Source organism: Sphingomonas sp. Sph1(2015), from assembly GCF_001970915.1.
Classification (GTDB): Bacteria; Pseudomonadota; Alphaproteobacteria; order Sphingomonadales; family Sphingomonadaceae; genus Sphingomonas; species Sphingomonas parapaucimobilis.
Genome location: NZ_MQUI01000004.1, coordinates 71,839 through 94,781 on the forward strand (window position 1 = coordinate 71,839; position 22,943 = coordinate 94,781).

Sequence of the window (22,943 nt, forward strand, 5' to 3'; positions counted from 1 at the left end):
GCCCTGCCCGGCGTTGAGCCGATGCGCCCACGCTGCTAGGCCCCCGGCATGGCCAGATCCGCCGCGTCCCGCAAATCCGCCGAGTCCCCCGTCCCGGCCAGCCGCCGCCTGAGCAACCTGAAGATGGTCTGGCGCTATACGCTGCGCTATCCGGGGCATCTGGCCGCCGCCACCGTTTCGCTGGCGGTTGCCGCGCTCGCGACCCTGTTCATCCCGCGCACCTTCCAGAAGGTGATCGACCACGGCTTCGGCAACATTGCCGACACCGGCGATATCGCGCCCTATTTCCAAGGGCTGCTGGCGGTCGTCGTGGTGCTGGCGATCGCAACGGCGTTCCGCTTCTATTTCGTGTCGTGGCTGGGCGAGCGGACGGTCGCGGACATCCGCATCGCGGTGCAGGCCAATCTCCTGCGCCTGGCGCCCCGCTATTTCGAGGAGAACCGCCCCTCGGAGATCGCCAGCCGGTTGACCGCCGACACCGCGATCATCGAGCAGGTCGTCGGATCGACCGTCTCGATCGCGCTGCGCAATACTGTGATCGGGATCGGCGGCACCATCTATCTGTTCGCCCTGTCGCCCAAGCTGACCCTGTCGCTGCTGGTCTGCATCCCGCTGATCGTCCTGCCCATCGTGGTGCTGGGCAAGAAGGTGCGCAGCTATTCGCGTGACAGCCAGGACAAGCTGGCCGAGATCGGCGCGACCGCCGTGGAGACGCTGGGCGCGATGAAGGTCGTGCAGGCCTTCGGCCAGGAACGTCGCGAGGCCGAGCGGTTCGAACTGGCCGTCAGCAACGGTTTCGCGACATCGCGCAAACGCTTCCTGCTGCGCGCGGTGATGACCGCGATGGTCATCGGCCTGTTCTTCGGCGGGCTGACGCTGCTGCTGTGGGAGGCCGTGGCCGATGTCGCCAGCGGGCGGTTGTCGGGGGGATCGCTGACCGCCTTCGTCGTGACGGGGATGCTGGTCGCGGGGTCTTTCCAGGCCCTGACCGAGGTGTGGGGCGACATATTGCGCGCGTCGGGCGCGGCGCAGCGGCTGGCCGAACTGCTGGCCGAACAGCCGGAGATCGCGCCGCCCCCCGCCCCCGCCGTCCTGCCGGTCATTCCGATGGGCGCGCTGCGGTTCGACCATGTCGTCTTCCACTATCCGACCCGACCCGAGGTCGCCGCGCTGAACGACTTCACGCTCGACATCCGGCCTGGCGAGACGGTGGCGGTGGTCGGCCCATCAGGCGCAGGCAAGTCGACGCTGTTCCAACTCGCCGAGCGTTTCTACGACCCGCAAGGCGGCAATATCTCGCTCGACGGCGTATCCTTGCGCGACGCCGATCCGGCAGCGGTCCGCGCGCGCATCGCGATGGTGCCGCAGGAGACGGTGATCTTCGGCGCCTCGGCCCGCGACAATCTGCGCTATGGCCGGTGGGAGGCGAGCGACGACGAGCTCTGGGCCGCTGCCGAGGCCGCGAATGCCGCCGAGTTCCTGCGCGCACTGCCGCAGGGGCTGGACACCTTCCTGGGCGAAGGCGGCGCGCGCCTGTCGGGTGGGCAGCGCCAGCGGATCACCATCGCCCGTGCGCTGCTACGCGATGCGCCGATCCTGCTGCTGGATGAAGCGACGAGCGCGCTGGATGCCGAGAGCGAACAGCTGGTCCAGCAGGCGCTGGAGCGGTTGATGGCGAACCGCACGACCCTGGTCATCGCACATCGGCTGGCGACCGTGCGTGCCGCCGAGCGGATCGTGGTGATGGATGGCGGGCGGATCGTCGAACAGGGGCGTCACGGCGAGCTGATCGCGGGCGGCGGGCTGTATGCCCGGCTGGCGAGCCTGCAATTTCACGAGTGATGGGGCCGGTTTAGTACCATTGGGGTGAGGGATTCCCTTGGCCTTCGACTATACCAGTTAAATACCGGAGATTGAGGATGGCGCGGGCTGTATATAGATGGACGGGCGCGGCGATCGCCTTGGCGATGCTGACCCCGGCGGCGCAGGCGAACTCTGTTACCCTCCCCGCGATCTTCCCCGCCCCCGCCGCGATGACGCTCGGCACGGGCGAAGTGCCGCTCGGTCGTGCCGCCACGCTGATCGTCGCGCCGGGCACCGAGCCGGAGACCGCCGCACTGGTCCGCGATCTGCTGGCCAAGGCCGGGATTACTGACATCGCGACCGCCAAGCGCCTGCCCGCCACGCTCGACCGGCCGACCGTCGTCATCGGCCCGGACAGCGCCGCTTTGGTCCGCGACGCCCTATCGCGCAGCAACGCCAGCCCCGACGACGCCCGCGAAGGCTATACGCTGACCGCCATCGCCTCCGGTCAGGGCGGCCTCATCACGCTGGCCGGGCATGACGCGGACGGACTGTTCCACGCCGCCCAGACCCTCCGCCAATTGCTCATCCGCCAGACCATCCCCGCGCTGACCATCCGCGATCATCCCGCCATGCCGATCCGCGGCACGATCGAGGGCTTTTACGGCAAGCCCTGGTCGATGACCGACCGGACCAGGCATCTGGATTTCCTCGGCCAGATGAAGGCCAACACCTATGTCTACAGCCCCAAGGACGATCCCTTCGCCCGCGACAAGTGGCGCGATCCCTATCCCGCCGCGACGCTGAGCGCGCTGGGAACGCTGGCGGCGCGCGCCAAGGCCAACCATGTCGATTTCGTCTATGCCATCTCGCCGGGGCCGAGCATCTGCTTCTCCGACCCGGCGGACGAACAGGCGCTGCTGCGCAAGTTCGCGGCGCTGCGCGGGATCGGCGTTCACAGCTTCTATGTCGCGCTGGACGATATCGAATATCAGAAGTGGAATTGTGACGCGGACAAGGCCGCCTTCGGCCCGTCGGGCGCGCAAGCGGCGGGGGTCGCCCAGTCTAAGCTGCTGAACGCCGTCCAGGTCGACCTGCTGAAACAGGACCCCGCCTCGCGCCCGCTGATCATGGTGCCGACCGAATATTATGATGCGAAGGAAAGCCCCTACAAGGCGGCGCTGCGGGCGAATCTGAACCCGCGCATCGTCGTCCAGTGGACCGGCACCGACGTCGTGCCGCCCGCCATTTCCATTCCCGATGCCAAGGCCGCGACCAAGGCGTTCGGTCGCAAGACGCTGCTCTGGGACAATTATCCGGTCAACGATTATGCCAGTTCGGCCGGGCGGCTGCTGCTCGCCCCCTATGCCAAGCGCGAGGCCGGGCTGTCGTCCGAGCTGACCGGCATCCTGTCCAACCCGATGAACCAGGAAGCACCCAGCCGCGTCGCGGTGACGGGGGTGCTGGCCTTCGGGTGGAACGACAAGGGCTATGATGCCGAGCGCACCTGGCATTATGCCGCGCGCGATCTGGCCGGAGGCGACGTGCGGGCGACCGCCGCGCTGCTAGAGCTGTTCGACACGCAGCATCTCGCCCCCACTTTCGGCAGCCAGCCCTGGCAGGAACAGGCCCCGAAGTTGAAGGCGCTGCTCGATCATGTGCGCGAGGCGCTGGCGAATGGTGACGAGCATAAACGCCGTGCGGCATTAATCGAACTTCACGCCAAGGCCGATGCGCTGGCCGATGCCCCCGACACGATCCGTGCGGGCGTGGTCGATCCGGCCTTTGCCGAACAGGCCGCCCCCTGGCTGGAGGCGATGCAGCTCTGGGGCCGCGCACTGGGGCAGACCGCCGCCGGGCTGGATGCCGCCGAGCAGGAAAATGCGGCGGCGACGCGCTACTTCGCCGATGCCAAGCGGATCGCCGCGCAGGCCGCCGCCGTGCAGAGCATCAAGGGCGCGGTGCGCTTCGACGGGCCGATCAAGATCGCCGACGGCGTGCTCGACCGCTTCATCGCCGACGCCCCTGGCCTGATCGCGGTTACGGCGAAACCGTAACCGTCCGGCTGGCGCGGCGGCCATCCGGGGTGCGAATGCGAAGCTCGACCGCCCCCGTCACCGCCACCGGGCCGGTGTAGCGGGTCCACGAGGAGCCGCCGGTCCGATACTCGATCGGCGTTCCGGCGAACTCGGCATTGGCCTCCAGCTTGCCACCGGAAACACGCGCGCCCGGCGGGGCGAGGCGATAGGTCACGCCCGCCCGGTCGAGCAGCCGCATCTGCACGCCCATCCGCCCGGCGAAATCCCGCCACCCGGCGAGCAGCTTGGTCCGGTCCACGCGGGGATCATTGGGTTCATAGCCGGTGCCCGCGACATAGGCTGGCTCCCAGTCCGGCTTGCTCCACGCCCGCTCGGCCAGCGCCAGCAGGCGCGGGAACAGCATATAGTCGACCTGGCTGTCGCGGCGCACCGTCTCGCTCCACAACTGCGCCTGGATACCGGCGATGCTGCGGCCCGACTGGAGCGGCATGCTGTCGGCAATCGCCTTGGGCTGGGTGAGGATATTGGGGATCAGCGCGGCGTTCGCGGCCAGATTGCCCGGCATGAAGCCGAACACCTGGAAACTGTCCACCCCGCGCGAGGCCCAGTCATAGCCGGTCTCGTTCGGATCGGCGGCATAGGGCATGTCGAAATAGCCGAGATCGGGGATCGACAGCACCGTCTTCCACCCGCGATTGGCCTGGCCATGCGCTTCGGCCACGCCCCCCGCGTGCAGGTTGCTCCAGATATTGGTCTGGACGTTCGCGGGCATCTTCGCCGGGTCGGTATGGCCCAGCCCGTCACTCCACCCCGCCACCGCGATGCCGCGCCGGGCGAGATCGGCGGAAATCCGCTCGATGAAATAGGCCCCCAATTGCTTGGGCTGCATCCCCGTTTTCGCCATCATTCCCTTGCAGGCGGGCGACTGGACCCAGGCCCCCGCCGTCTCGTCCGCGCCGATATGATAGGTGGTCAGCGGCACGCCCGCCGCCTTGTGCAGCCCGGCGATGGTATCGATCACCGCGTCGATGAAGCGGTAGGTGCTGGGGATACAGACGTTCAGCGTGTTGTCGTCGTAATGCTGGACGCTGGAATAGCGGGTGGTGTCGCCCGGCTCGACCAGCCGGAAACGCTCGGCCCCCGCCTTGTCGCCCTTGGCCATCAACCGCTGATAGCGCACCTCCATCGACCGGATCGCCGCACGCGAATGGCCGGGCATGTCGAAGGAGGGGATGACCGCGATCTGCCGCGCGGTGGCGGCGCGCAGGATGTCGGTATAGTCGGCGGCGGTCAGATAGCCGTTGGTGGTGGCATCCCTCGCGGGGTCTGCCCCCAGTTGCGGCGACAGACAGCTCTTCTCGGTCAGGTCGAAGCAGCGATACGCCCCCACCTCGGTCAGTTCGGGCAAGCCTGCGATCTGCAACCGCCAGCCCTCGTCATCGCCCAGATGCAAGTGCAGCGTGTTCAGCTTGTACGCTGCCATCAGCTCGATCAGCTTCAGGATCTCGGCCTTGCTGTGGAAATTGCGCGCCAGATCGATATGCAGCCCGCGAAAGCCGTAGCGCGGCGCGTCCTCGACGATCAGCGGGCGGAGCGTCGTCCCCTCCGCCGCCATCTGCTGCGCCAGCGAACGCAGCGCATAGGACGCCCCCGCCGCATCCGCCGCCGCGATGGTCACGCCCCCGTCAGCGATAGTCAGGCGGTAGCCTTCGGGTGCGATTCCCGACTGCTTGCGGATGGTCAGCGGCACCGTGCCGACCGGCAATCCGGCCAATGCTGGCGCGATGGCGGCGCGGGTAAAGCCCTGAATCGCGACGCGCAGCCCCTTGGACAGGTCGATTGGAGCCCCCGCCGGACGCGTGGCCGTCATCGGCTTGGGCAGGATCGCGACATCGACCGGAGTGGCCGCACCGCGCTCGGCATAAAGCGCGAAGGCGCGCTCGGGCGTACGCCAGACCGTCTGGTCGTCGGGCGCGCTGCGGGCGAGCGCGGCTTCGTCGGTCATCAGCGCGACGAAGGGCAAGGTCTCCAGCCCCGTATCGGCATCGGTCCCCGTCCGGGTCGCGGCGATGACGCGCGGAGTGAGGCCCTTGGCTGCCAGCATCGCGTTGGGCATCATATGGTTGCGCGAGAAGAACGCGCCCAGCCCGGTCAGCTTCACATGATAGGTCTGTCCCGACTTCAACGACTGGCCGGGCTTCAGGGTCAGGACGTTAAGGTCGCCATTGATCGTGCGATTGTCGAACACCTCGCTGTCGATCTTCAGCACCGGGTTGACCAGGCTGTAGCGGATTTCGACCGGCAGGCTCGGCGCGCTGTCGGGCACGGCGATGGCGATATCCGCCTCGAAACAGCGGGGCACGCCGGTCGGGCAGGACGCCGGGCGATTGGTCAGGATGGTGTAGCGATAGCCCAGCGTCGCCGCCAGCCGGTCCAGATCGGCCTGCGCTGCGGGAGCCGCCGCCAGGATCGCGGCCGAAGCCCATAAAGTCATCATCGTCCGCTCGTCCCGCTACGCTATACTGGTATTACATTGGATCATGTCGTTATTAATCCTCCCCTGCAAGGGGAGGGGGACCAGCGAAGCTGGTGGAGGGGGCGTTCCACCAAGCGAACCCTATGTGGCGATCCCCCTCCACCACCGCTTCGCGGCGGTCCCCCTCCCCATGCCGGGGAGGATCAGCTTCGGGGGTGACGCCGCCTCCCCTACCCCCTATCTCCACCCCATGAAAAAACCCCAGCCGGGTCTGCCGACCCGTGAGCAAATCCTCGCCTTCATCGAACAGTCGGACCAGCCCGCTGGCAAGCGCGAGATCGCACGCGCCTTTGGCCTGTCCGCGCAGGAGAAGATCGGGTTGAAGGCCCTGCTCAAGGACATGGCCGATGAAGGGCTGATCGACAGCGCACCGGGCCGCGCCTTTCACAAGATGGGCGGGCTGCCCAAGGTGACGGTGCTGCGCGTCGTCGATGTCGATGACGGCGGCAATGTCTGGGGCCAGCCCGAACGCTGGGAAGCGGACGGCATTCCCATCCCCCGCCTGCGCATCCGCGAACGCAAGCGCGGGTCGCTCGGCATCGGCCAGCGCGTGCTGGCGCGGACCGAGGAAGCGGGCGGCGGCTGGATCGCGCATGTCATGAAGACGATCGCCCCCGCCTCCGAACAGGTGCTGGGCGTGCTGCGCGAGGAGGCGGGACGCTTCTGGCTTACGAGCGTCGACAAGAAGGACCGGCGCGAGATGATGGTGTCCGACACCGGGGCTGCGGAAGCGGGCGACCTGGTGCTGGCCGAGAAGGCGGGCCGCCCGCCGCGCATCACCGCGAAGGTGGTCGAGCGGCTGGGCGATCCCTTCGCCCCGCGCAGCTTCTCGCTGATCGCGATCCACAAGTTCGAAATCCCCGACCGCTTCCAGCCCGAGACGCTGGAGGAGGCGGCGCGGGTCGCCCGCCAGCCGCTGGGCGACGACCGCGAAGACCTGCGCGACCTGCCGATCGTCGCGATCGATCCGGTCGATGCGCGCGACCATGACGATGCGGTCTGGGCCGCGCCCGACGACGACCCCGCCAACCCGGAAGGCTGGCGCGCCATCGTCGCCATCGCCGACGTCAGCTTCTATGTCCGCCCCGGCTCGGCGATCGACAAGGATGCGCGGCGGCGCGGCAACTCGGTCTATTTCCCCGACCGGGTCGTGCCGATGCTGCCCGAGATCCTGTCGGCCGATGTCTGTTCGCTGAAGGAGGGGGAGGACCGCGCCGCGCTGGCCTGTCACCTTCAGATCACCAAGGACGGCAAGCTCAAGGGGTTCCGCTTCACCCGCGCGGTCGTGCGGCTGGCGGCGAACATCGCTTACGAGGATGCGCAGGCCGCCATCGATGGCGAGTTGTCGCATCCGCTGACCAAGACGGCACTACAGCCGCTCTGGAGCTGCTGGGCCGCGCTCGCCAAGGCGCGGGACGATCGCGAACCGCTCGACCTGGACCTGCCCGAGCGGCGCGTGGTGCTGGACGAGAATGGCCGCATCCTGTCGGTCGCGCCGCGCGCGCGGCTGGATGCACACCGGCTGATCGAGGATTACATGATCGCCGCCAACGTCGCCGCCGCCAAGGCACTGGAGGCGAAGAAGGCCCCGGTCATGTACCGCGTCCATGAGGTGCCCAGCCGCACCAAGCTGGTCGCGTTGAAGGAGTATCTCGAAACCTTCGACATCCCCTTCGCCATGGGACAGGTGATCCGCCCGGCGACCTTCAACCGGATCGTCGACAAGGTGGGCGACGCCGATTTCCGGCCGCAGGTGATGGAGCAGATCCTCCGCTCGCAGACCCAGGCCTATTATGCGCCGGTCAATCAGGGGCATTTCGGCCTGTCGCTGGGGTCATACGCGCATTTCACCTCGCCGATCCGGCGCTATGCCGACCTCGTCGTCCACCGGGCGCTGGTCGGCGCATACAAGCTGGGCGACGGCGGCCTCCTGCCGGAGGGCGACGAGATGGAGCGGCTGGGCACGGCGATCAGCCAGATGGAGCGCCGCGCGATGGAGGCGGAGCGCGAGACGATCGACCGCTATGTCGCGGCCTATCTGTCCGAGCATGTCGGTCAGGTGGTCGAGACGCGGATCACCGGCGTCACCAATTTCGGCTTTTTCGCGACCGTCGACGGCGTGGGTGGTGACGGCCTGATGCCGATCCGCGACCTGGGCGGCGATTACTTCCATTATGACGAAGGCTCGCAGCAGCTGCTCGGCGAGAAGACGCGGGAAATCTACAAGCTGGGCCAGCGCCTGCCGCTGCGCCTGGCCGAGGCGAACCCGGTGTCGGGGGCGCTGCGCTTCGAGCTGCCCGATGGCAAGGGCGCTGCTCCTGAACCGCGCCGGGTGCTGAAACGGCGCGGGCGCCCCGCGAACATCCGCCACAACGGCAAACGGCGCTGATCCTCCCCGGCACGGGGAGGTGGCAGCGCGTCAGCGCTGACGGAGGGGGGCTTCCACAAGCGACTCGCTTAACGGCACGCCCCTCCACCACCGCTTCGCGGCGGTCCCCCTCCCCGTATCGGGGAGGATAGTGGGATCGCTCCCCCACCCCCATGCGTACCCTCATCAAAGGAGACACACGCATGGGTAATATGGTGGACGGCGTCTGGCACGCCGAGGGACTGTTCAAGTCGGACGCAAAGGGCAGCTTTCAGCGTCCCGATTCGGGCTTTCGCGACTGGGTGACAGCGGGGGGCGAACCCGGCCCGGACGGCCAGCCCGGCCACCGCGCCGAGGCGGGACGCTATCACCTCTACGTCTCCTATGCCTGCCCCTGGGCACATCGCGCGATGATCGTCCGGGCGCTCAAAGGGCTGGAGGATATGATCGGCCTGTCGGTGGTCGATCCGCTGATGCGTGAGAATGGTTGGACCTTCGCCACCGAGCGCGGCGGAACCGGCGATCCCTTGCACGGCGCGGACTATCTCTGGCAACTCTATGGCGGCGCGCGTGATGGCTATAGCGGCAAGGTGACGGTGCCGGTCCTGTGGGACAAGGAACGCGACACGATCGTCAGCAACGAATCGGCCGAGATCATCCGCATGTTGAACACCGCGTTCGACGGACTGGGCGCGCGGGAGGGGGATTATTACCCGCCCGAGCTTCGCGACGAGATCGATGCGGTGAACGCCCCCGTCTATGACCGGGTGAATAACGGCGTCTACAAATGCGGCTTCGCCAAGTCGCAGCAAGCCTATGACGCGGCGGTCGGCCCGCTATTCGCCAAGCTGGACCGGCTGGAAAAGCGGCTGACCGGCCGCGAATGGCTGGTCGGCGACCGGATGACGGAAGCGGATATCCGGCTGTTCACCACGCTTGTCCGTTTCGATGCGGTCTATCACGGGCATTTCAAATGCAATGTCCGGCGGGTGCAGGATTATCCGGCGCTCGAGGGCCTGCTGGAGCGGATGCTGGCGATCCCGGAGATCGCGGCGACGGTGCATCTCGATCACATCAAGACGCACTATTATGCCAGCCATCTGGAACTGAACCCGACCGGGATTGTACCTGCCGGGCCGGACTTGCCGTGGGCGGGGTTGGTTCGGGGATAACACTTCTTCTTATTCTTTAAGCCCCTCCCGCAAGCGGGAGGGGTTTGGGGAGGGCAAGGAGTCTCACCGAGACCATCGCTTGTGGCCTGCCCTCCCCCATCCCCTCCCGCAAGCGGGAGGGGCGTGCCTGGCATTGGGCGTTCGGCTACTTAATACGCCCGCCCGATCAACACACGCTCGACCGCCTCGCGGCCGGTGAAGATGCAGGGGCCGTCGTCGCAACCGGTCTGGCCCATCGGCGCATTGCGGATGGTCAGCTTCAGGCCCTTCAGCTTCTCGACCACCGTCTCCAGCTCCTCGCCGGTCGGCTTGGCCCAGCGGACATCGACCCAGCCGGGGTTCTTTACCCCTTCCGCGAAATGCGCCTCGACAGCGGCCCAGTCGTCCACCGGCACGATCTGCGCCTTCAGCCGCTCGGTCGACTGGCGGTGGAGTTCGCCCTGGATGTCGGCCAGCAGGTCGGCGACGCCGCTCACGAAATCGCCGCGTGGGCACACGACCGAGTCCAGCTTGCCGTCCTCGCGATACAGCCGGTCGCGGCGGATGACCGAGACGTTGCCGCCCGCCATGTCGCGACCGCCGACCTCGATCACGATCGGCGCGCCCTTCTTGACCCAGCCCCAGCGCTTGTTGGCGGCCTTTTGCGCACGGCCATCGACCATCGCGCGGATCGGCTCGCCCAGCGCGGACTGGCCGACCAGTTCCTTTTGCAGATCGCGGCAATAGGCGAGCAGCGCCTCGTCCTCGGGCTGGTCGCGCAGCATGGGGACAATCACCACCTGCCACGGCGCGACTTTGGGCGGCACGCGCATCCCGTCATCATCGCCATGAACCATGATCATCGCGCCGATGGTGCGCGTGGTCATGCCCCAGCTGGTCGTCTGCGCATAATCCAGCCCGCCCTCGGCATTCTGGAAGCGGATATTCTGCGCCTTGGCAAAATTGTCGCCCAGGAAATGGCTGGTCGCGGTTTGCAGCGCCTTGCCGTCCTGCATCATCGCCTCGATCGAATAGGTCGAGACCGCACCGGGGAAGCGCTCATTTTCGGGCTTCTCGCCCGCGATCACATGGACCGCCAGGCAATCCTCGGCGAAGGTACGGTACACTTCCAGCATCTGGAGCGTCTCGGCCCGCGCCTCATCGACCGTGGCATGGGCGGTATGCCCTTCCTGCCACAGGAATTCGGCGGTGCGCAGGAACATGCGGGTGCGCATTTCCCAGCGGACGACATTGGCCCATTGGTTGATAAGGACCGGCAGGTCGCGCCACGACTGGACCCAGCGGGCAAAGGCGGTGCCGATCACCGTTTCCGAGGTCGGTCGCACGACCAGAGGCTCTTCCAGCTTCGCCTCGGGATCGGGAACCAGCCCGCCCTTGCCGTCGGCGATCAGCCGGTGATGCGTGACGACCGCCATTTCCTTGGCGAAGCCGTCGACATGCTCGGCTTCCTTCTCGAAATAGGAAAGCGGGATGAAGAGCGGGAAATAGCAATTCTCGTGGCCGGTCGCCTTGATGCGATCGTCGAGCAGGCGCTGGATCCGCTCCCAGATTCCATAGCCCCAAGGGCGGATGACCATGCAGCCGCGAACGCCCGATTCCTCGGCCAGATCGCCCTCGGCGATGACGGACTGATACCAGGCGGAGAAATCCGCGTCGCGGGTGACGGACAGAGCATGCTTCATGCGTGCGCGATAGCGGCAAAGGGGGCGGTTCGCCAAGGGGGCGGACGCCTGCGGCCTTTCGTCATCGGCGCGTAGCGGCTAGGAGCCGCCCCATGTCCGACGACCGCGTGCTGAAAGGCATCGGCCTGCGCCTGATCGCCATCTTCTTCCTGTCGACCATGTCGGCCTTTGTGAAGCTGGCCGAGTCGCGCGGGGCGACCTTGTCCGAAACCATGTTCTTTCGCCAGCTGTGCGCGCTGCCGGTCGTGCTCGCCTTCGTCCTGGCGGGGCCGGGCCTTGCCTCGCTGCGCACCACGCGGCTGAAGGGCCATGCCAAGCGGGCGATGGTCGGGCTGGTCGGCATGGTCTTCACCTTCGGCGCGGTGATGCTGTTGCCACTGGCCGAGGCGACGACCTTCCAGTTCACCGTGCCGATCTTCGCCACGCTGCTGGGCGCGCTGGTGCTGGGCGAGAAGACGGGGGTGCAACGTTGGGCGGCGGTGCTGGTCGGCTTTGCGGGCGTATTGCTGGTCGTGCGGCCAGGGGCCAGCGACATGTCGCTGTTCGGGGCGGGCGTCGGGCTGATGGCGGCGATGTTCGTCGCCATCGTCGCGATCGTGCTGCGCCAGCTGCGTGACGAGCCGGCGACGACGACGGTCTTCTACTTCACCGTCCTGACCCTGCCCTTCATCGCCGTACCTTACGCCTTCCATCTTAAGATGCATGATCCGCTGACCTGGGTGGTGCTGGTGTCGATCGGGCTGGCGGGCGGCCTGGGGCAGCTGGCGCTCACCGGCGCGTCGCGGCTGGCGCCGGTCGCCGCGGTGGTCCCGATGGACTATTCGGGGCTGATCTGGGCGACCGTCTATGGCTGGCTGATCTTCGGCGTGCTGCCCACGGCGGGCACATGGCTCGGCGCACCGGTCATCATCGCGAGCGGACTGTTCATCGTCTGGCGCGAACAGCGGCTGGGCAAGCAGCAGACCAGTTCGGCGGCGGCGGAGGACTGATCCTCCCCGGCACGGGGAGGGAGACCATGCGCAGCATGGTGGAGGGGGCGTGCGGCCGGGGACGTCCCGTGCGGAAGTCCCCCTCCGTCAGGCCTTCGGCCTGCCACCTCCCCGTGCCGGGGAGGATTTTCAGCGCACATCCCAGCGGGTCGGCGCATTTTCCTGCCACCCGGCCCGGTGGAGCAGCGGCGTGTCGTCGTCCCATTCGGCATGGCCGAGACAAAGATACGCCGTGAAGGCCCAGTCCTGGGGCACCGCGAAGATCCGCTCCATCGCGGCGGGGTCGAGGATCGACACCATCCCCATTCCCAGATTGGCCGCGCGCGCCGCCAGCCACAGCGTGTGAATCGCCATCGCGGTCGACTGGCGCAGCGTCTCGGGCATGGTGCGACGGCCCAGACCATGGCCCGCCGCCGGATCGATATGGGTGAAGACCGCCAGCTGCACCGGCGCGACGTCCAGCCCGGCCAGCTTCAGCGCGCGGTATGCGGCGGCCTGTTCGTCGGCATAGTCGGCCGCTGCCACCGCGTCGCATCGCTGGAAATCGGCGCGGACGGCGGCCCGCAGCGCGGGGTCCTCGACCCGGATCACCCGCCACGGCCGGGCATTGCCGACCGAAGGAGCCAGCGCCATCGCCTCGGCCAGCCGGGCCAGCGCCGCTTCGTTCACCGAACGGTCCAGGAAATGCCGGACATCGCGCCGCCAGCGCAGGATGGAGTCCAGCGAACGGGCCTGGGTTTCGTCAAAGCGCATGATCGCCCTCTCCCCGACCCGGAGCATCCTGCCGACCTTGTGCATTGTGCAGGAACGCTTCAATCGATTTATCAGCCATTTCGAGGAGATCCCGACACTGTGAGCGAACGGAAATTGATGCTGCTCGGCTGGATTGCGACGGCCACCGCCGTGGCGATGTATCTGTCCTATATCGACCAGATTCAGCTCAATCTGGCGGGACAAAAGGGTTCGGTGATTCAGCCGCTGGCGACGATGGTGAATTGTTCGCTCTGGGTCGCGTACGGATTTTTGCGTGAGAAGCGCGATTGGCCCATTGTATTCGCCAATGCGCCGGGCGTGATACTGGGCGGAATCTGTTTGTTTACGGCGCTCTAGAGCATGACGACATGGGATAGAACCAAGCCTAGCCCCTCCCCTTCAGGGGAGAGGTTGGGGTGGGGCGTCGCCGAAGACAGCATGCTTGCGGAAATGCCCCACCCCCGGCCCCTCCCCTGAAGGGGAGGGGTGAGTCCACCTCATGTCATCACGCCTCAGACGGCGCGGGATCGACCGATCAGGCCGCCTTGTCCTTCCACACCAGCACGGGCTTGCGCGCGGCCAGCGTTTCGTCGAGCCGCGCGCGCGGCGCGAAGTGCGGCGCGGTCTTGAGCGACTGGTCGCCCGCCTTGGCACGCTCCGCCACCGACGCCAGCGCGCCGATGAACTGGTCGAGCGCCGCCTTCGACTCGGTCTCGGTCGGCTCGACCAGCATCGCGCCGTGGACGACCAGCGGGAAGTACATGGTCATCGGGTGGAAACCCTCGTCGATCAGCGCCTTGGCGACGTCGATCGTCGAGAAGCCCTCGGCCAGGCCTTCGTCCGAGAAGATGGCTTCGTGCATGCACGGGCCGCTCTTGGCGAAGGGGGCGTCGAGCGTGTTTTCCAGCGAGCGCAGGACATAGTTGGCGTTGAGCACCGCATCCTCGGCGACTTGGCGCAGGCCGTCCGCGCCGTGGCTGAGGATATAGGTCAGCGCGCGGGTGAACATACCCATCTGGCCGTGGAAGGCGACCATGCGGCCGAAGCTGTCGGCGTGATGGTCGTCGGCATTTTCTTCCTCGACCAGCCGGAAGCCCTCGCCCGTCTTCTCGACGAAGGGCAGCGGGGCGAAGGGCGTCAGCGCCTCGGAGAACACCACCGGCCCCGAACCCGGCCCGCCGCCGCCATGCGGGGTCGAGAAGGTCTTGTGCAGGTTGATGTGCATCGCATCGACGCCCAGATCGCCCGGACGCACACGACCCACGATCGCGTTGAAGTTCGCGCCGTCGCAATAGACATAGCCGCCCGCTGCATGAACCGCGTCGGAAATGTCCTTCAGGTCCCGCTCGAACAGGCCGCAGGTGTTTGGGTTGGTGATCATCACCCCCGCCACGTCCGGCCCCAGACGGCTTTTAAGCGCCGCCGTGTCGACACGGCCATCCGCAGTCGCGGGGATGTCCTCGACCGAGAAGCCCGCAAACGCCGCCGTCGCCGGGTTGGTGCCGTGCGCCGATTCGGGCACCAGGATCACCTTGCGATGGCCTTGCCCACGCTTTTCCAGCGCCGCCTTGATCGCCAGGATGCCGCACAGCTCGCCATGCGCGCCCGCCTTAGGGCTCATCGCGACCGAGGTCATGCCGGTCAGCGTGACCAGCCAGTGGGCCAGCTGGTGAATAACCTCCAGCGCGCCCTGCACCGTGTCGACGGGCTGGAGCGGGTGAACGTCGCTGAACCCCGGCAGGCGCGCCATCTTCTCGTTCAGGCGCGGATTGTGCTTCATCGTGCACGAGCCGAGCGGGAACAGGCCCAGGTCGATCGCGTAATTCTGGCGCGACAGACGGGTATAGTGGCGGACCGTCTCCGGCTCCGACAGACCCGGCAGGCCGATCGGGTCCTTGCGCGACAGGTCGCCCAGGCGCGAACCGGCGACATCGCCGTCCGCGAAGTCGACGCCGGTCGTCTCGCTATCGCCGATCTCGAAGATCAGCGCCTCTTCCAGCATCAGCGCGCGGTTGCCGGTGAAGGTCGCGGGGACCGTCGCTTCATTGGCTTCGGGGCTCGTGGGCTTCCAGCCGCTCTGGTTGATCGTCATGCCAGCACCTCCTCAAGCGCTTGGGCAAGCGTCTCGATATCCTCCGCCGTCACCGTTTCGGTGACCGCCACCACCAGTCCGTTGGCGAGTGCGTCCTCGCCCGGATAGAGCCGTCCGAGCGACACGCCTGCCAGCACGCCGCGCTCGGCCAGCGTCCGCACGATCGGCCGCGCCTCGCGGCCCAGATCGAGCGTGAACTCGTTGAAGAACACGTCGTTGACCAGCTTGACGCCAGGCACCTTCGCCAGACGATCGGCCGCGCGGCAGGCGTTCGCGTGGTTGATCCCCGCCATGCGGCGCAGACCCGCCTCGCCCAGCAGCGTCATGTGGATCGAGAAGGCGAGCGCGCACAGCCCCGAATTGGTGCAGATGTTCGACGTCGCCTTTTCGCGGCGGATATGCTGCTCGCGGGTCGAGAGCGTCAGCACGAAGCCGCGCTTGCCGTCCGCGTCCACCGTTTCGCCACAGAAGCGGCCCGGCATCTGGCGGATATACTTGTCCTTGCAGCCCATCAGGCCGACATAGGGACCACCGAACTGGAGCCCGACGCCCAGCGACTGGCCTTCGCCGACGACGATGTCCGCATCCATCTCGCCCGGGCTGCGGATCGCGCCCAGCGCCACCGGCTCGGTCACGACGGCGATCAGCAGCGCCTTCTTGGCGTGGCAGGCCTCGGCCAGCGGGGTCAGGTCGGCGATGCGACCCAGAATGTCGGGATATTGCACGACGACGCACGAGGTGTCGCCGTCGATCGCCGCGATCATCTGGTCGATATCGGTCTCGGCGGTCAGCACGGGCGCAGCCGTTTCCAGCGTGTCGCCGGTATATTTCGCCATGGTCCTGGCGACCGAGACATAATGCGGGTGCAGGCCCGACGACAGGATCGCCTTGGACTTCTTGGTGATGCGCCGCGCCATGCCGATCGCTTCCCAGCAGGCGGTCGAGCCGTCATACATCGAGGCGTTGGCGACATCGGTGCCGAGCAGACGCGCGACCTGCGTCTGGAACTCGAACAGCATCTGCAACGTGCCCTGCGCGATTTCCGGCTGATAGGGCGTATAGGCGGTCAGGAACTCGCCGCGCTGGATCAGGTGATCGACGCTGGCGGGGACATGATGGCGATACGCGCCGCAGCCCAGGAAGAAGGGCACGTCGCCCGCGACCATGTTCTTGCGGGCAAGGGCCGTCATGTGCCGCTCGACCGCCAGTTCGGAGGCGTGGCCGGGCAGTCCCTCGATGGGGCCGGACAGGCGGGCGGATTCGGGTACGTCGACGAACAGGTCGTCGACCGATCCGGCACCGATGACCGAGAGCATCTCGGCCCGATCGGAAGAGGTAAGGGGCAGGTAGCGCATGCGTTCCATTTCTCCGCCCCTCACCCCGAAAACCTCGCGGATCGAGGGGTCATCGCCCTTCCCTTCTTCTCCCCTCCCGCAGGCGGGAGGGGTCGGGGGAGGGCAGTCGGCTTCAACGAGCCTGATGGTCCGAGGGAGAGCGAGTCCCCTCCCCCAGCCCCTCCCGCCTGCGGGAGGGGAGAAAGTAAGTTAGAGCTTGGCGACGAACGCGGCGTAGGCGGTTTCGTCCATCAGGCCGTCCAGCTCCGAGGCATCCGACAGCGTGATCTTGAAGAACCAGCCCTCGCCCTCGGGATCGCTGTTCACCAGCGCAGGCTCGTCGGCCAGCTGGGCATTGCCCTCGATGACGGTGCCCGACACCGGCGCATAGACGTCCGACGCGGCCTTGACCGACTCGACCACGGCGGCCTCGTCGCCCTTGGTCAGCTCGCGGCCTTCCTCGGGGACGTCGACGAACACGATGTCGCCCAGCGCGCCCTGCGCATAATCGGAGATGCCGACCGTGCCGACATCACCGTCGACGTCGATCCACTCATGATCTTCGGTGAAATAGCGGCTCATGGTCACTTGGCTCCTGAACGAACGTAACGATGGGGGACGAAGGGCATCGCCGTGACGGTGGCGTCATGGGTCTTGCCGCGCTGAAGCAGTTTGAGGGCCGTGCCGGGCGTCGCCAGCTCGGTCGGCACATAGGCCATGGCAATCGGCGCACCCATAGAGGGGGCGAAGCCGCCGCTGGTGACGCGGCCGATGACCGAGCCGTCCTCGGCGACCACCGACGCACCCTCGCGCACCGGCTGGCGGCCCGCGACGGTCAGGCCGACACGCTTGACGGCGGGGCCGTTCTCACGCTCGGCGAGGATACGCTCGGCGCCCAGGAAGTCGGCCGCCTCGCGACGCTTCTTGGCGAGCGCGAAGCCCAGATCGGCCATCACCGGCGTCGTCTCGGGGTCTAGGTCATGGCCATAGAGCGGCAACCCCGCCTCCAGACGCAGCGAGTCGCGCGCGCCCAGGCCGATCGGCTTCACTTCCGCCTGTTCGCACAGCAGGTCGGCGAAGGCGGCGGCATGTTCGGCCGGGATCGAAATCTCGTAGCCATCCTCGCCGGTATAGCCCGAGCGGCTGATCCACAGCGGCACGTCGTTCCACACGAAGTCGGCGGCGGTCATGAACACGAGGTTCTCGACGCCCGGCACGATCCGCGCCAGCGCATCGACCGCCTTCGGACCCTGGAGCGCCAGCAGCGCCTGCTCGTCGAGCAGGTTCAGCGTCGCATCGTCGGGGATGAAATCGAGCAGATAGGCGATATCGTCATACTTGGTCGCGCCGTTGACGACCATGTACAGCTCGTCCGCGCCATCGAGGGTGCGCTTCGTCACCATCAGGTCGTCGAGGATGCCGCCCTCTTCGTTGAGCAGCAGTGAATAGCGGTTCTTGCGATCGCCCAGCCCGGTGATGTCGCCCGGCAGAACCTTTTCCAGCGCGGCGATGACGGGCGCCAGGCCGTTCTCGCCGGTAAAGACGACCTGACCCATATGGCTGACGTCGAACAGCCCGGCCGACTCGCGGGTCCAGAGATGCTCGGCCATGATGCCTTCATACTGGACCGGCATCTCGTAACCGGCGAACGGGACCATCCGGCCGCCGCGCGCACGATGCCATGCGTCCAGCGGCAGCGTCTGGATGATCTCCTGACCCTCGGGGGCGTCTTCTACGTTCAGGTCGGTTGCGTCGCTCACGGGGCCGGTCTCCGTCAAAAGGGTGTCGGCTAGGGACATGACTGTCCTACCCGATCCGATCCCCCTCTGTCACGGAACCTGAGAGCTTTCGCCGGAAATTCCGGCTTACCCCTTCGGTGGCACGACGACCCGAGGCCGAGGCGCGCTTTCCAGAGTGTCGATGGCGATCGCGCGGTCCCATTTGCCTGAGAGATTCCGGGGTGGTTGCTCCTTCGGCGGCCGGGTTTGCGTCACCTGAAAGATGAACCCGGCGCTCTCCCGCGCGCGCCTATGTCGGACATGTCCGACATCGACGCCGCGCCCTCTGCCGGGCGGGTGGTTCCAAGTCAATCGGGAACGGTGGCGGCTGCGATCAATCTTGTGGATTGTGCGATGCTATTCCTCCCCTGCGAGGGGAGGTGGCAGGCCGTCAGGCCTGACGGAGGAGTGTCGCCCCCTCGATAGCGGGACACCCCTCCACCATGCTGCGCATGGTCCCCCTCCCCCTTGCAGGGGAGGAATAAGAATTTATCGAGTCGCGTTGTACCGCAGCTGCGCGTCGGTCAGCTGGAATCCGACCAGCGCCTCGAAGCTGGCGCTCGCCACCGCCTGGCGCACTTCGGGATTGGTCAGCGGATCGACCGCCGCATCCTCGTCCCCGGCCTTGCGACGGCGGGTCAGCTTGTCGCGGACGTCCTCGGGCAGCGTCGCCGCCGCGCGCGCGATGGTGGTGGACGCCTCGCCCGCCACCTGGCCACGCGCCTGGCCCGCGTCGAAATGCACGTTCACCCGGCCGACTCGCTTGGCGACGACATTGGTCCCGCCGCGTACGATCGCGATATAGTAAGGCAGCACTACGTCGCGCGCTGCCGCCGTGTCGGTACGCCGTGCCTCGACCTCGAAACTGACCGTCGTCACGATGTCGGACCCCGCATCGGCGCAGGTGCCGCGCACATGGGTCAGGTTGGCGATCAGGTCGATCGAGCCCTGGTCGGTCGCACCCGGCGTCTTGAACAGCGTGATGTCGCCGGTCCCCGCCGCGACACCGACGATCGGGCAAGCCGAGCGGACGGCGGTGATGCCGCCCGATGCATCGATCTCGCCCGTACGGGCGCAACCGCCGAGAACGAGCGCAAGGGCGACGGGAGCGAGAAACGATGCTTTCACAGGTCGAAACGCCTATTCTGGATGCCGAAGCAGGATGCCGGTTTGGTCGCCAGCATAGGAACCGGGTTGGACGCACGCAAGCAATGGCGTAGAGCCGTGTCCATGACACCAGCCACGACCGATGCCCCGAAGCCGCCGCTCGACCTGTTGATCGCCGCCCCGCGCGGTTTCTGTGCGGGCGTCGACCGCGCCATCCGCATCGTCGAGCTGGCGCTCGAGAAACATGGCGCGCCCGTATATGTCCGGCACGAGATCGTCCATAACAAGTTCGTCGTCGACAGCCTGAAGGCCAAGGGCGCGATCTTTGTCGAGGAACTGGACGAAGTGCCCGCCAACGCGCACGTCGTCTTCTCCGCCCACGGCGTGCCAAAGTCGGTGCCCGCCGATGCCGAGAGCCGGGGCCTCGAATATTTCGACGCCACCTGCCCGCTCGTGTCGAAGGTCCACCGCCAGGCCGAACGGCTGGTCGAGATGGGCCGCCATATCGTCTTCATCGGCCATGCGGGCCACCCCGAAGTCATCGGCACCTTCGGCCAGGTGCCGCAGGGGTCCATGTCGCTGGTCGAGACGGTCGCCGATGTCGAGGCGTTCACGCCCGCCGATCCCGACAACCTCGCCTTCCTGACCCAGACCACCTTGTCGGTCGACGACACCGCCGCCACCATCACGGCGTTGCAGCGCCGCTTCCCGACGATCCAGGGGCCGCGCGGCGAGGATATCTGCTACGCCACCTCCAACCGTCAGGCCGCCGTCAAGGCCATCGCGGCCGAGTGCGACGCGGTGCTGGTGATCGGCGCGCCCAATTCCTCCAACTCGCTGCGCCTGGTCGAAGTGGCCGAGCGGGCGGGCAAGCGCGCCATGCTGATCCAGCGCGCAGCCGAACTCGACTGGACGTTCCTGGACGGCGTGACGACGCTGGGCCTGACCGCCGGGGCCTCCGCGCCCGAACTGCTGGTCCGCGAGCTGGTCGACCGCCTGTCCGAACGCTTCACCGTCACCGAGCGCGAGGAAGAGACGACGCGCGAGACCATCGCCTTCAAGCTGCCCCGTGGGCTGGAAACGGCCGCCTGAGCCATGGCCGTCTATACGCAGGTTTCGGCCGAGGCGCTGTCCGCGTTTCTGGCACGCTATGACGTGGGCGACCTGATCTCCGCCAAGGGGATCGCCGAGGGCGTCGAGAACAGCAATTACCTGGTCGACACCACGACCGCGCGCTTCATCCTGACGCTCTACGAAAAGCGCGTGGCGGCGGGCGACCTGCCCTTTTTCCTGGCGCTGCTCGACCATCTGGCGGCCAAGGGGCTGCCCGTGCCGCCCGCGATCAAGGACCGGAACGGCGTCGAGATCCAGGAATTGGCGGGCCGCCCTGCCTGCCTGATCCAGTTCCTGACCGGCGTGTCGCTGTCTCACCCCAGCCCGGCGCAGGCGCTGGCGGCGGCGGACGCGATGGGGGCGATGCACCGGGCGGTGCAGGACTTTGCGCAGACCCGCACCAATTCGATGGGCCATGCCAGCTGGCGGCCGCTGTTCGCGCAATGCGGGCGCGATCTCGACCGGATTCAGCCCGGCCTGCACGACGCCATGGCCGAGGCGCTGGACACGGTGCTCGACGGCTGGGACGACCAGCCGCTGGATGTTTGCGTCATCCATGCCGACCTGTTTCCCGACAATGTTCTGGTGCTGGGCGACAAGGTTACCGGACTGATCGACTTTTATTTCGCCTGCACCGATTTCCGCGTCTACGACCTTTCCATCATGCACTCCGCCTGGAGTTTCGACGCGACCGGCGAGACCTATGCGCCCGAGATCGGCGCGGCTTTGGTCAAGGGTTATCAGCGCCACTTTCCGCTGACCGAGGCCGAGCGGGCGGCGTTCGCAAAGCTGGCTATGGGGGCGTGCTTGCGCTTTGCCCTGTCGCGCGCCTGGGACTGGCTGAACACCCCCGCCGATGCGCTGGTGACGCGCAAGGACCCGCTGGCCTATTGGCGGCGCTATATCGCCTATCGCGACGGAAAGGCCGGCCTGTGACACCCCCGATGACCCCCGTCGAGATCGCCACTGACGGCGCATGCAAGGGCAATCCCGGCCCCGGCGGCTGGGGCGCGCTGATCCGCTCGGGCACGCATGAGAAGGAATTGTCCGGCGGCGAGGCGCTGACTACCAACAACCGCATGGAGCTGATGGCCGCGATCGAGGCGCTGAACGCGCTCAAGCGCCCTTGCGCCGTCACGCTGTCGACCGACAGCCGTTACGTGATGGACGGCCTGACCAAGTGGATCCACGGCTGGAAGCGCAACGGCTGGCGCACGGCGGACAAGAAGCCGGTCAAGAACGCCGAGCTTTGGCAGGCACTGGTCGCGGCCGCCGAGCGCCACCAGATCGAATGGAAATGGGTCAAGGGCCATGCAGGCCACCCGGACAACGAACGCGCCGACAAGCTGGCGAGTGATGCAGCGGAGACGTTTCGGAAATAGAGGTAGAGGGTGGGTGAGGCCCAATACACGCTCCCCCGATCAGGGCGTATCAGCGGCCACCACCCATTGCCCGAACAGCGCAAAGCCGCATGATCGCGCCAACGCCACCGATGCGACATTGTTGAGCTGGCAACGATATTGCGGCTCATGGCCCTGCTGCCGCGCGTAACGACTGATCGCGTCGACGACGGCCCGGGCGAAGCCCCTTCCGCGCGCATCGGGAAGGGTCAGTACGCCCAGGTCGGCGATAGGGCTGTCATCCCACAGGTTCATGCTTGCCGCACTGACAAGCCTGTCGCCGTCGAAGCACCCGAACACCGCCGAATGGTCCAGTTCGACCCAGGCATCCTCCCGGTCCTGTTCGGGGGCCTCTTTGTGGAACATCTCAAAAACGCGCCGGTCGGCCTCGGTCAATTGACGGGGTTTCAGCACTTCGTCCGACGCATTCCCGGCATCGGCGGGCAGGTAGAAGAGATAGTCTGCATCATGCAGCACCACGCCGACCGCTTCCCATTGGCGCTTCAACGCGTCCGCTGAATACCCGCCCGGTGGCATGCCATCGAGGCGTTCGGCTATCTCCGGCCTGACGACCGCCTGCACCGAAGCATCCTGCCTTAACAGCATCATGGCCGGACGCGTTGGGTTCAGCGCTGCACTGACGGCCAAGGCCCCTGTCCCGTGGATGGGGGCGTCGTCCGTGGCAAGGGTTCGACACCAATAGTCGAGAACCAGCGGAGGAAAGTCGGTCATGCCGCGTCTTTTGCACGGTAACCCGGCAAACCCGAAATAATGCTC

18 protein-coding genes and 1 riboswitch are annotated in these 22,943 nt (G+C 67.0%); of the genes, 9 read left to right on the forward strand and 9 right to left on the reverse strand.

What is annotated here, in order from left to right; all coding sequences use genetic code 11:
- The first annotated feature begins 48 nt into the window (after positions 1-48).
- Together BSZ14_RS02775 and BSZ14_RS02780 are read left to right on the forward strand one after the other, a co-directional pair.
- Positions 49-1,842 (forward strand): ABC transporter transmembrane domain-containing protein, encoded by a 1,794-nt coding sequence (locus BSZ14_RS02775; RefSeq protein WP_042484743.1) that lies wholly within the window; start codon positions 49-51, stop codon positions 1,840-1,842.
- Positions 1,843-1,919: 77 nt separating this feature from the next.
- Positions 1,920-3,860 carry a beta-N-acetylhexosaminidase family protein gene (locus BSZ14_RS02780; protein ID WP_076709698.1) on the forward strand — a complete coding sequence of 647 codons (1,941 nt, stop codon included), beginning with the start codon at positions 1,920-1,922 and terminating at the stop codon, positions 3,858-3,860.
- On the opposite strand, the gene BSZ14_RS02785 is transcribed toward BSZ14_RS02780, so the two are convergent.
- Positions 3,844-6,339, reverse strand: coding sequence for a family 20 glycosylhydrolase (locus BSZ14_RS02785; protein WP_076709699.1), 2,496 nt, complete (start codon positions 6,337-6,339; stop codon positions 3,844-3,846). The genes BSZ14_RS02780 and BSZ14_RS02785 overlap by 17 nt on opposite strands.
- Positions 6,340-6,568: 229 nt before the next feature.
- Here BSZ14_RS02785 and rnr point away from each other — a divergent pair, with 229 nt between their 5' ends.
- Positions 6,569-8,767 carry a ribonuclease R gene (rnr, locus tag BSZ14_RS02790; RefSeq protein WP_076709700.1) on the forward strand — a complete coding sequence of 733 codons (2,199 nt, stop codon included), beginning with the start codon at positions 6,569-6,571 and terminating at the stop codon, positions 8,765-8,767.
- A gap of 182 nt (positions 8,768-8,949) precedes the next feature.
- Complete coding sequence (locus BSZ14_RS02795; protein WP_076709701.1) at positions 8,950-9,918, forward strand: glutathione S-transferase family protein; 969 nt, start codon at positions 8,950-8,952, stop codon at positions 9,916-9,918.
- 149 nt (positions 9,919-10,067) lie between these two features.
- Here the strand turns inward: BSZ14_RS02795 and proS are convergent, their stop codons facing one another.
- Positions 10,068-11,600: a proline--tRNA ligase gene (gene proS, locus BSZ14_RS02800; protein ID WP_076709702.1), complete on the reverse strand. Its 1,533-nt coding sequence runs from the start codon at positions 11,598-11,600 to the stop codon at positions 10,068-10,070.
- A 92-nt stretch (positions 11,601-11,692) separates the two neighbouring features.
- Between proS and BSZ14_RS02805 the strand changes: the two genes are divergently transcribed.
- Complete coding sequence (locus BSZ14_RS02805; RefSeq protein ID WP_076709703.1) at positions 11,693-12,589, forward strand: DMT family transporter; 897 nt, start codon at positions 11,693-11,695, stop codon at positions 12,587-12,589.
- A 129-nt stretch (positions 12,590-12,718) separates the two neighbouring features.
- Here the strand turns inward: BSZ14_RS02805 and bluB are convergent, their stop codons facing one another.
- Positions 12,719-13,342, reverse strand: coding sequence for a 5,6-dimethylbenzimidazole synthase (gene bluB, locus BSZ14_RS02810; RefSeq protein ID WP_076709704.1), 624 nt, complete (start codon positions 13,340-13,342; stop codon positions 12,719-12,721).
- A 99-nt stretch (positions 13,343-13,441) separates the two neighbouring features.
- Here bluB and BSZ14_RS02815 point away from each other — a divergent pair, with 99 nt between their 5' ends.
- Positions 13,442-13,699, forward strand: a complete 258-nt coding sequence (locus BSZ14_RS02815) for a SemiSWEET family transporter (protein ID WP_198930437.1) — start codon at positions 13,442-13,444, stop codon at positions 13,697-13,699.
- A 178-nt stretch (positions 13,700-13,877) separates the two neighbouring features.
- Here BSZ14_RS02815 and gcvPB read toward each other — a convergent pair whose 3' ends face one another.
- From gcvPB to BSZ14_RS02840, 5 genes are all read right to left on the reverse strand, one after another.
- Complete coding sequence (gcvPB, locus tag BSZ14_RS02820) at positions 13,878-15,434, reverse strand: aminomethyl-transferring glycine dehydrogenase subunit GcvPB (protein ID WP_042484719.1); 1,557 nt, start codon at positions 15,432-15,434, stop codon at positions 13,878-13,880.
- Entirely contained in the window at positions 15,431-16,789 is a 1,359-nt protein-coding gene (gene gcvPA / locus BSZ14_RS02825; RefSeq protein WP_076709754.1) for an aminomethyl-transferring glycine dehydrogenase subunit GcvPA, read from the reverse strand. Before gcvPA ends, gcvPB begins: the two co-directional genes overlap by 4 nt.
- Positions 16,790-16,978: 189 nt before the next feature.
- Positions 16,979-17,350, reverse strand: coding sequence for a glycine cleavage system protein GcvH (gene gcvH, locus BSZ14_RS02830; RefSeq protein ID WP_042484716.1), 372 nt, complete (start codon positions 17,348-17,350; stop codon positions 16,979-16,981).
- Between the two features lie 2 nt (positions 17,351-17,352).
- Entirely contained in the window at positions 17,353-18,528 is a 1,176-nt protein-coding gene (gcvT, locus tag BSZ14_RS02835) for a glycine cleavage system aminomethyltransferase GcvT (protein ID WP_083748063.1), read from the reverse strand.
- Positions 18,529-18,690: 162 nt separating this feature from the next.
- A riboswitch (glycine riboswitch) is annotated at positions 18,691-18,799 on the reverse strand.
- A gap of 236 nt (positions 18,800-19,035) precedes the next feature.
- The gene (locus BSZ14_RS02840; protein ID WP_076709706.1) at positions 19,036-19,674 is read right to left on the reverse strand and encodes a hypothetical protein; all 639 of its coding nucleotides are present in this window, start codon (positions 19,672-19,674) and stop codon (positions 19,036-19,038) included.
- A gap of 102 nt (positions 19,675-19,776) precedes the next feature.
- Between BSZ14_RS02840 and ispH the strand changes: the two genes are divergently transcribed.
- The 3 genes from ispH to rnhA are packed head-to-tail and all read left to right on the forward strand — an operon-like array spanning position 19,777 to position 22,148.
- Positions 19,777-20,745 carry a 4-hydroxy-3-methylbut-2-enyl diphosphate reductase gene (gene ispH / locus BSZ14_RS02845; protein ID WP_076709707.1) on the forward strand — a complete coding sequence of 323 codons (969 nt, stop codon included), beginning with the start codon at positions 19,777-19,779 and terminating at the stop codon, positions 20,743-20,745.
- Between the two features lie 3 nt (positions 20,746-20,748).
- Entirely contained in the window at positions 20,749-21,702 is a 954-nt protein-coding gene (gene thrB / locus BSZ14_RS02850) for a homoserine kinase (protein ID WP_076709708.1), read from the forward strand.
- A gap of 8 nt (positions 21,703-21,710) precedes the next feature.
- Positions 21,711-22,148 (forward strand): ribonuclease HI, encoded by a 438-nt coding sequence (rnhA, locus tag BSZ14_RS02855; RefSeq protein ID WP_076709709.1) that lies wholly within the window; start codon positions 21,711-21,713, stop codon positions 22,146-22,148.
- Between the two features lie 39 nt (positions 22,149-22,187).
- Here rnhA and BSZ14_RS02860 read toward each other — a convergent pair whose 3' ends face one another.
- A complete protein-coding gene (locus tag BSZ14_RS02860; RefSeq protein ID WP_076709710.1) occupies positions 22,188-22,898 on the reverse strand; it encodes a GNAT family N-acetyltransferase in 711 nt (236 codons plus the stop codon).
- Positions 22,899-22,943: the final 45 nt, after the last annotated feature.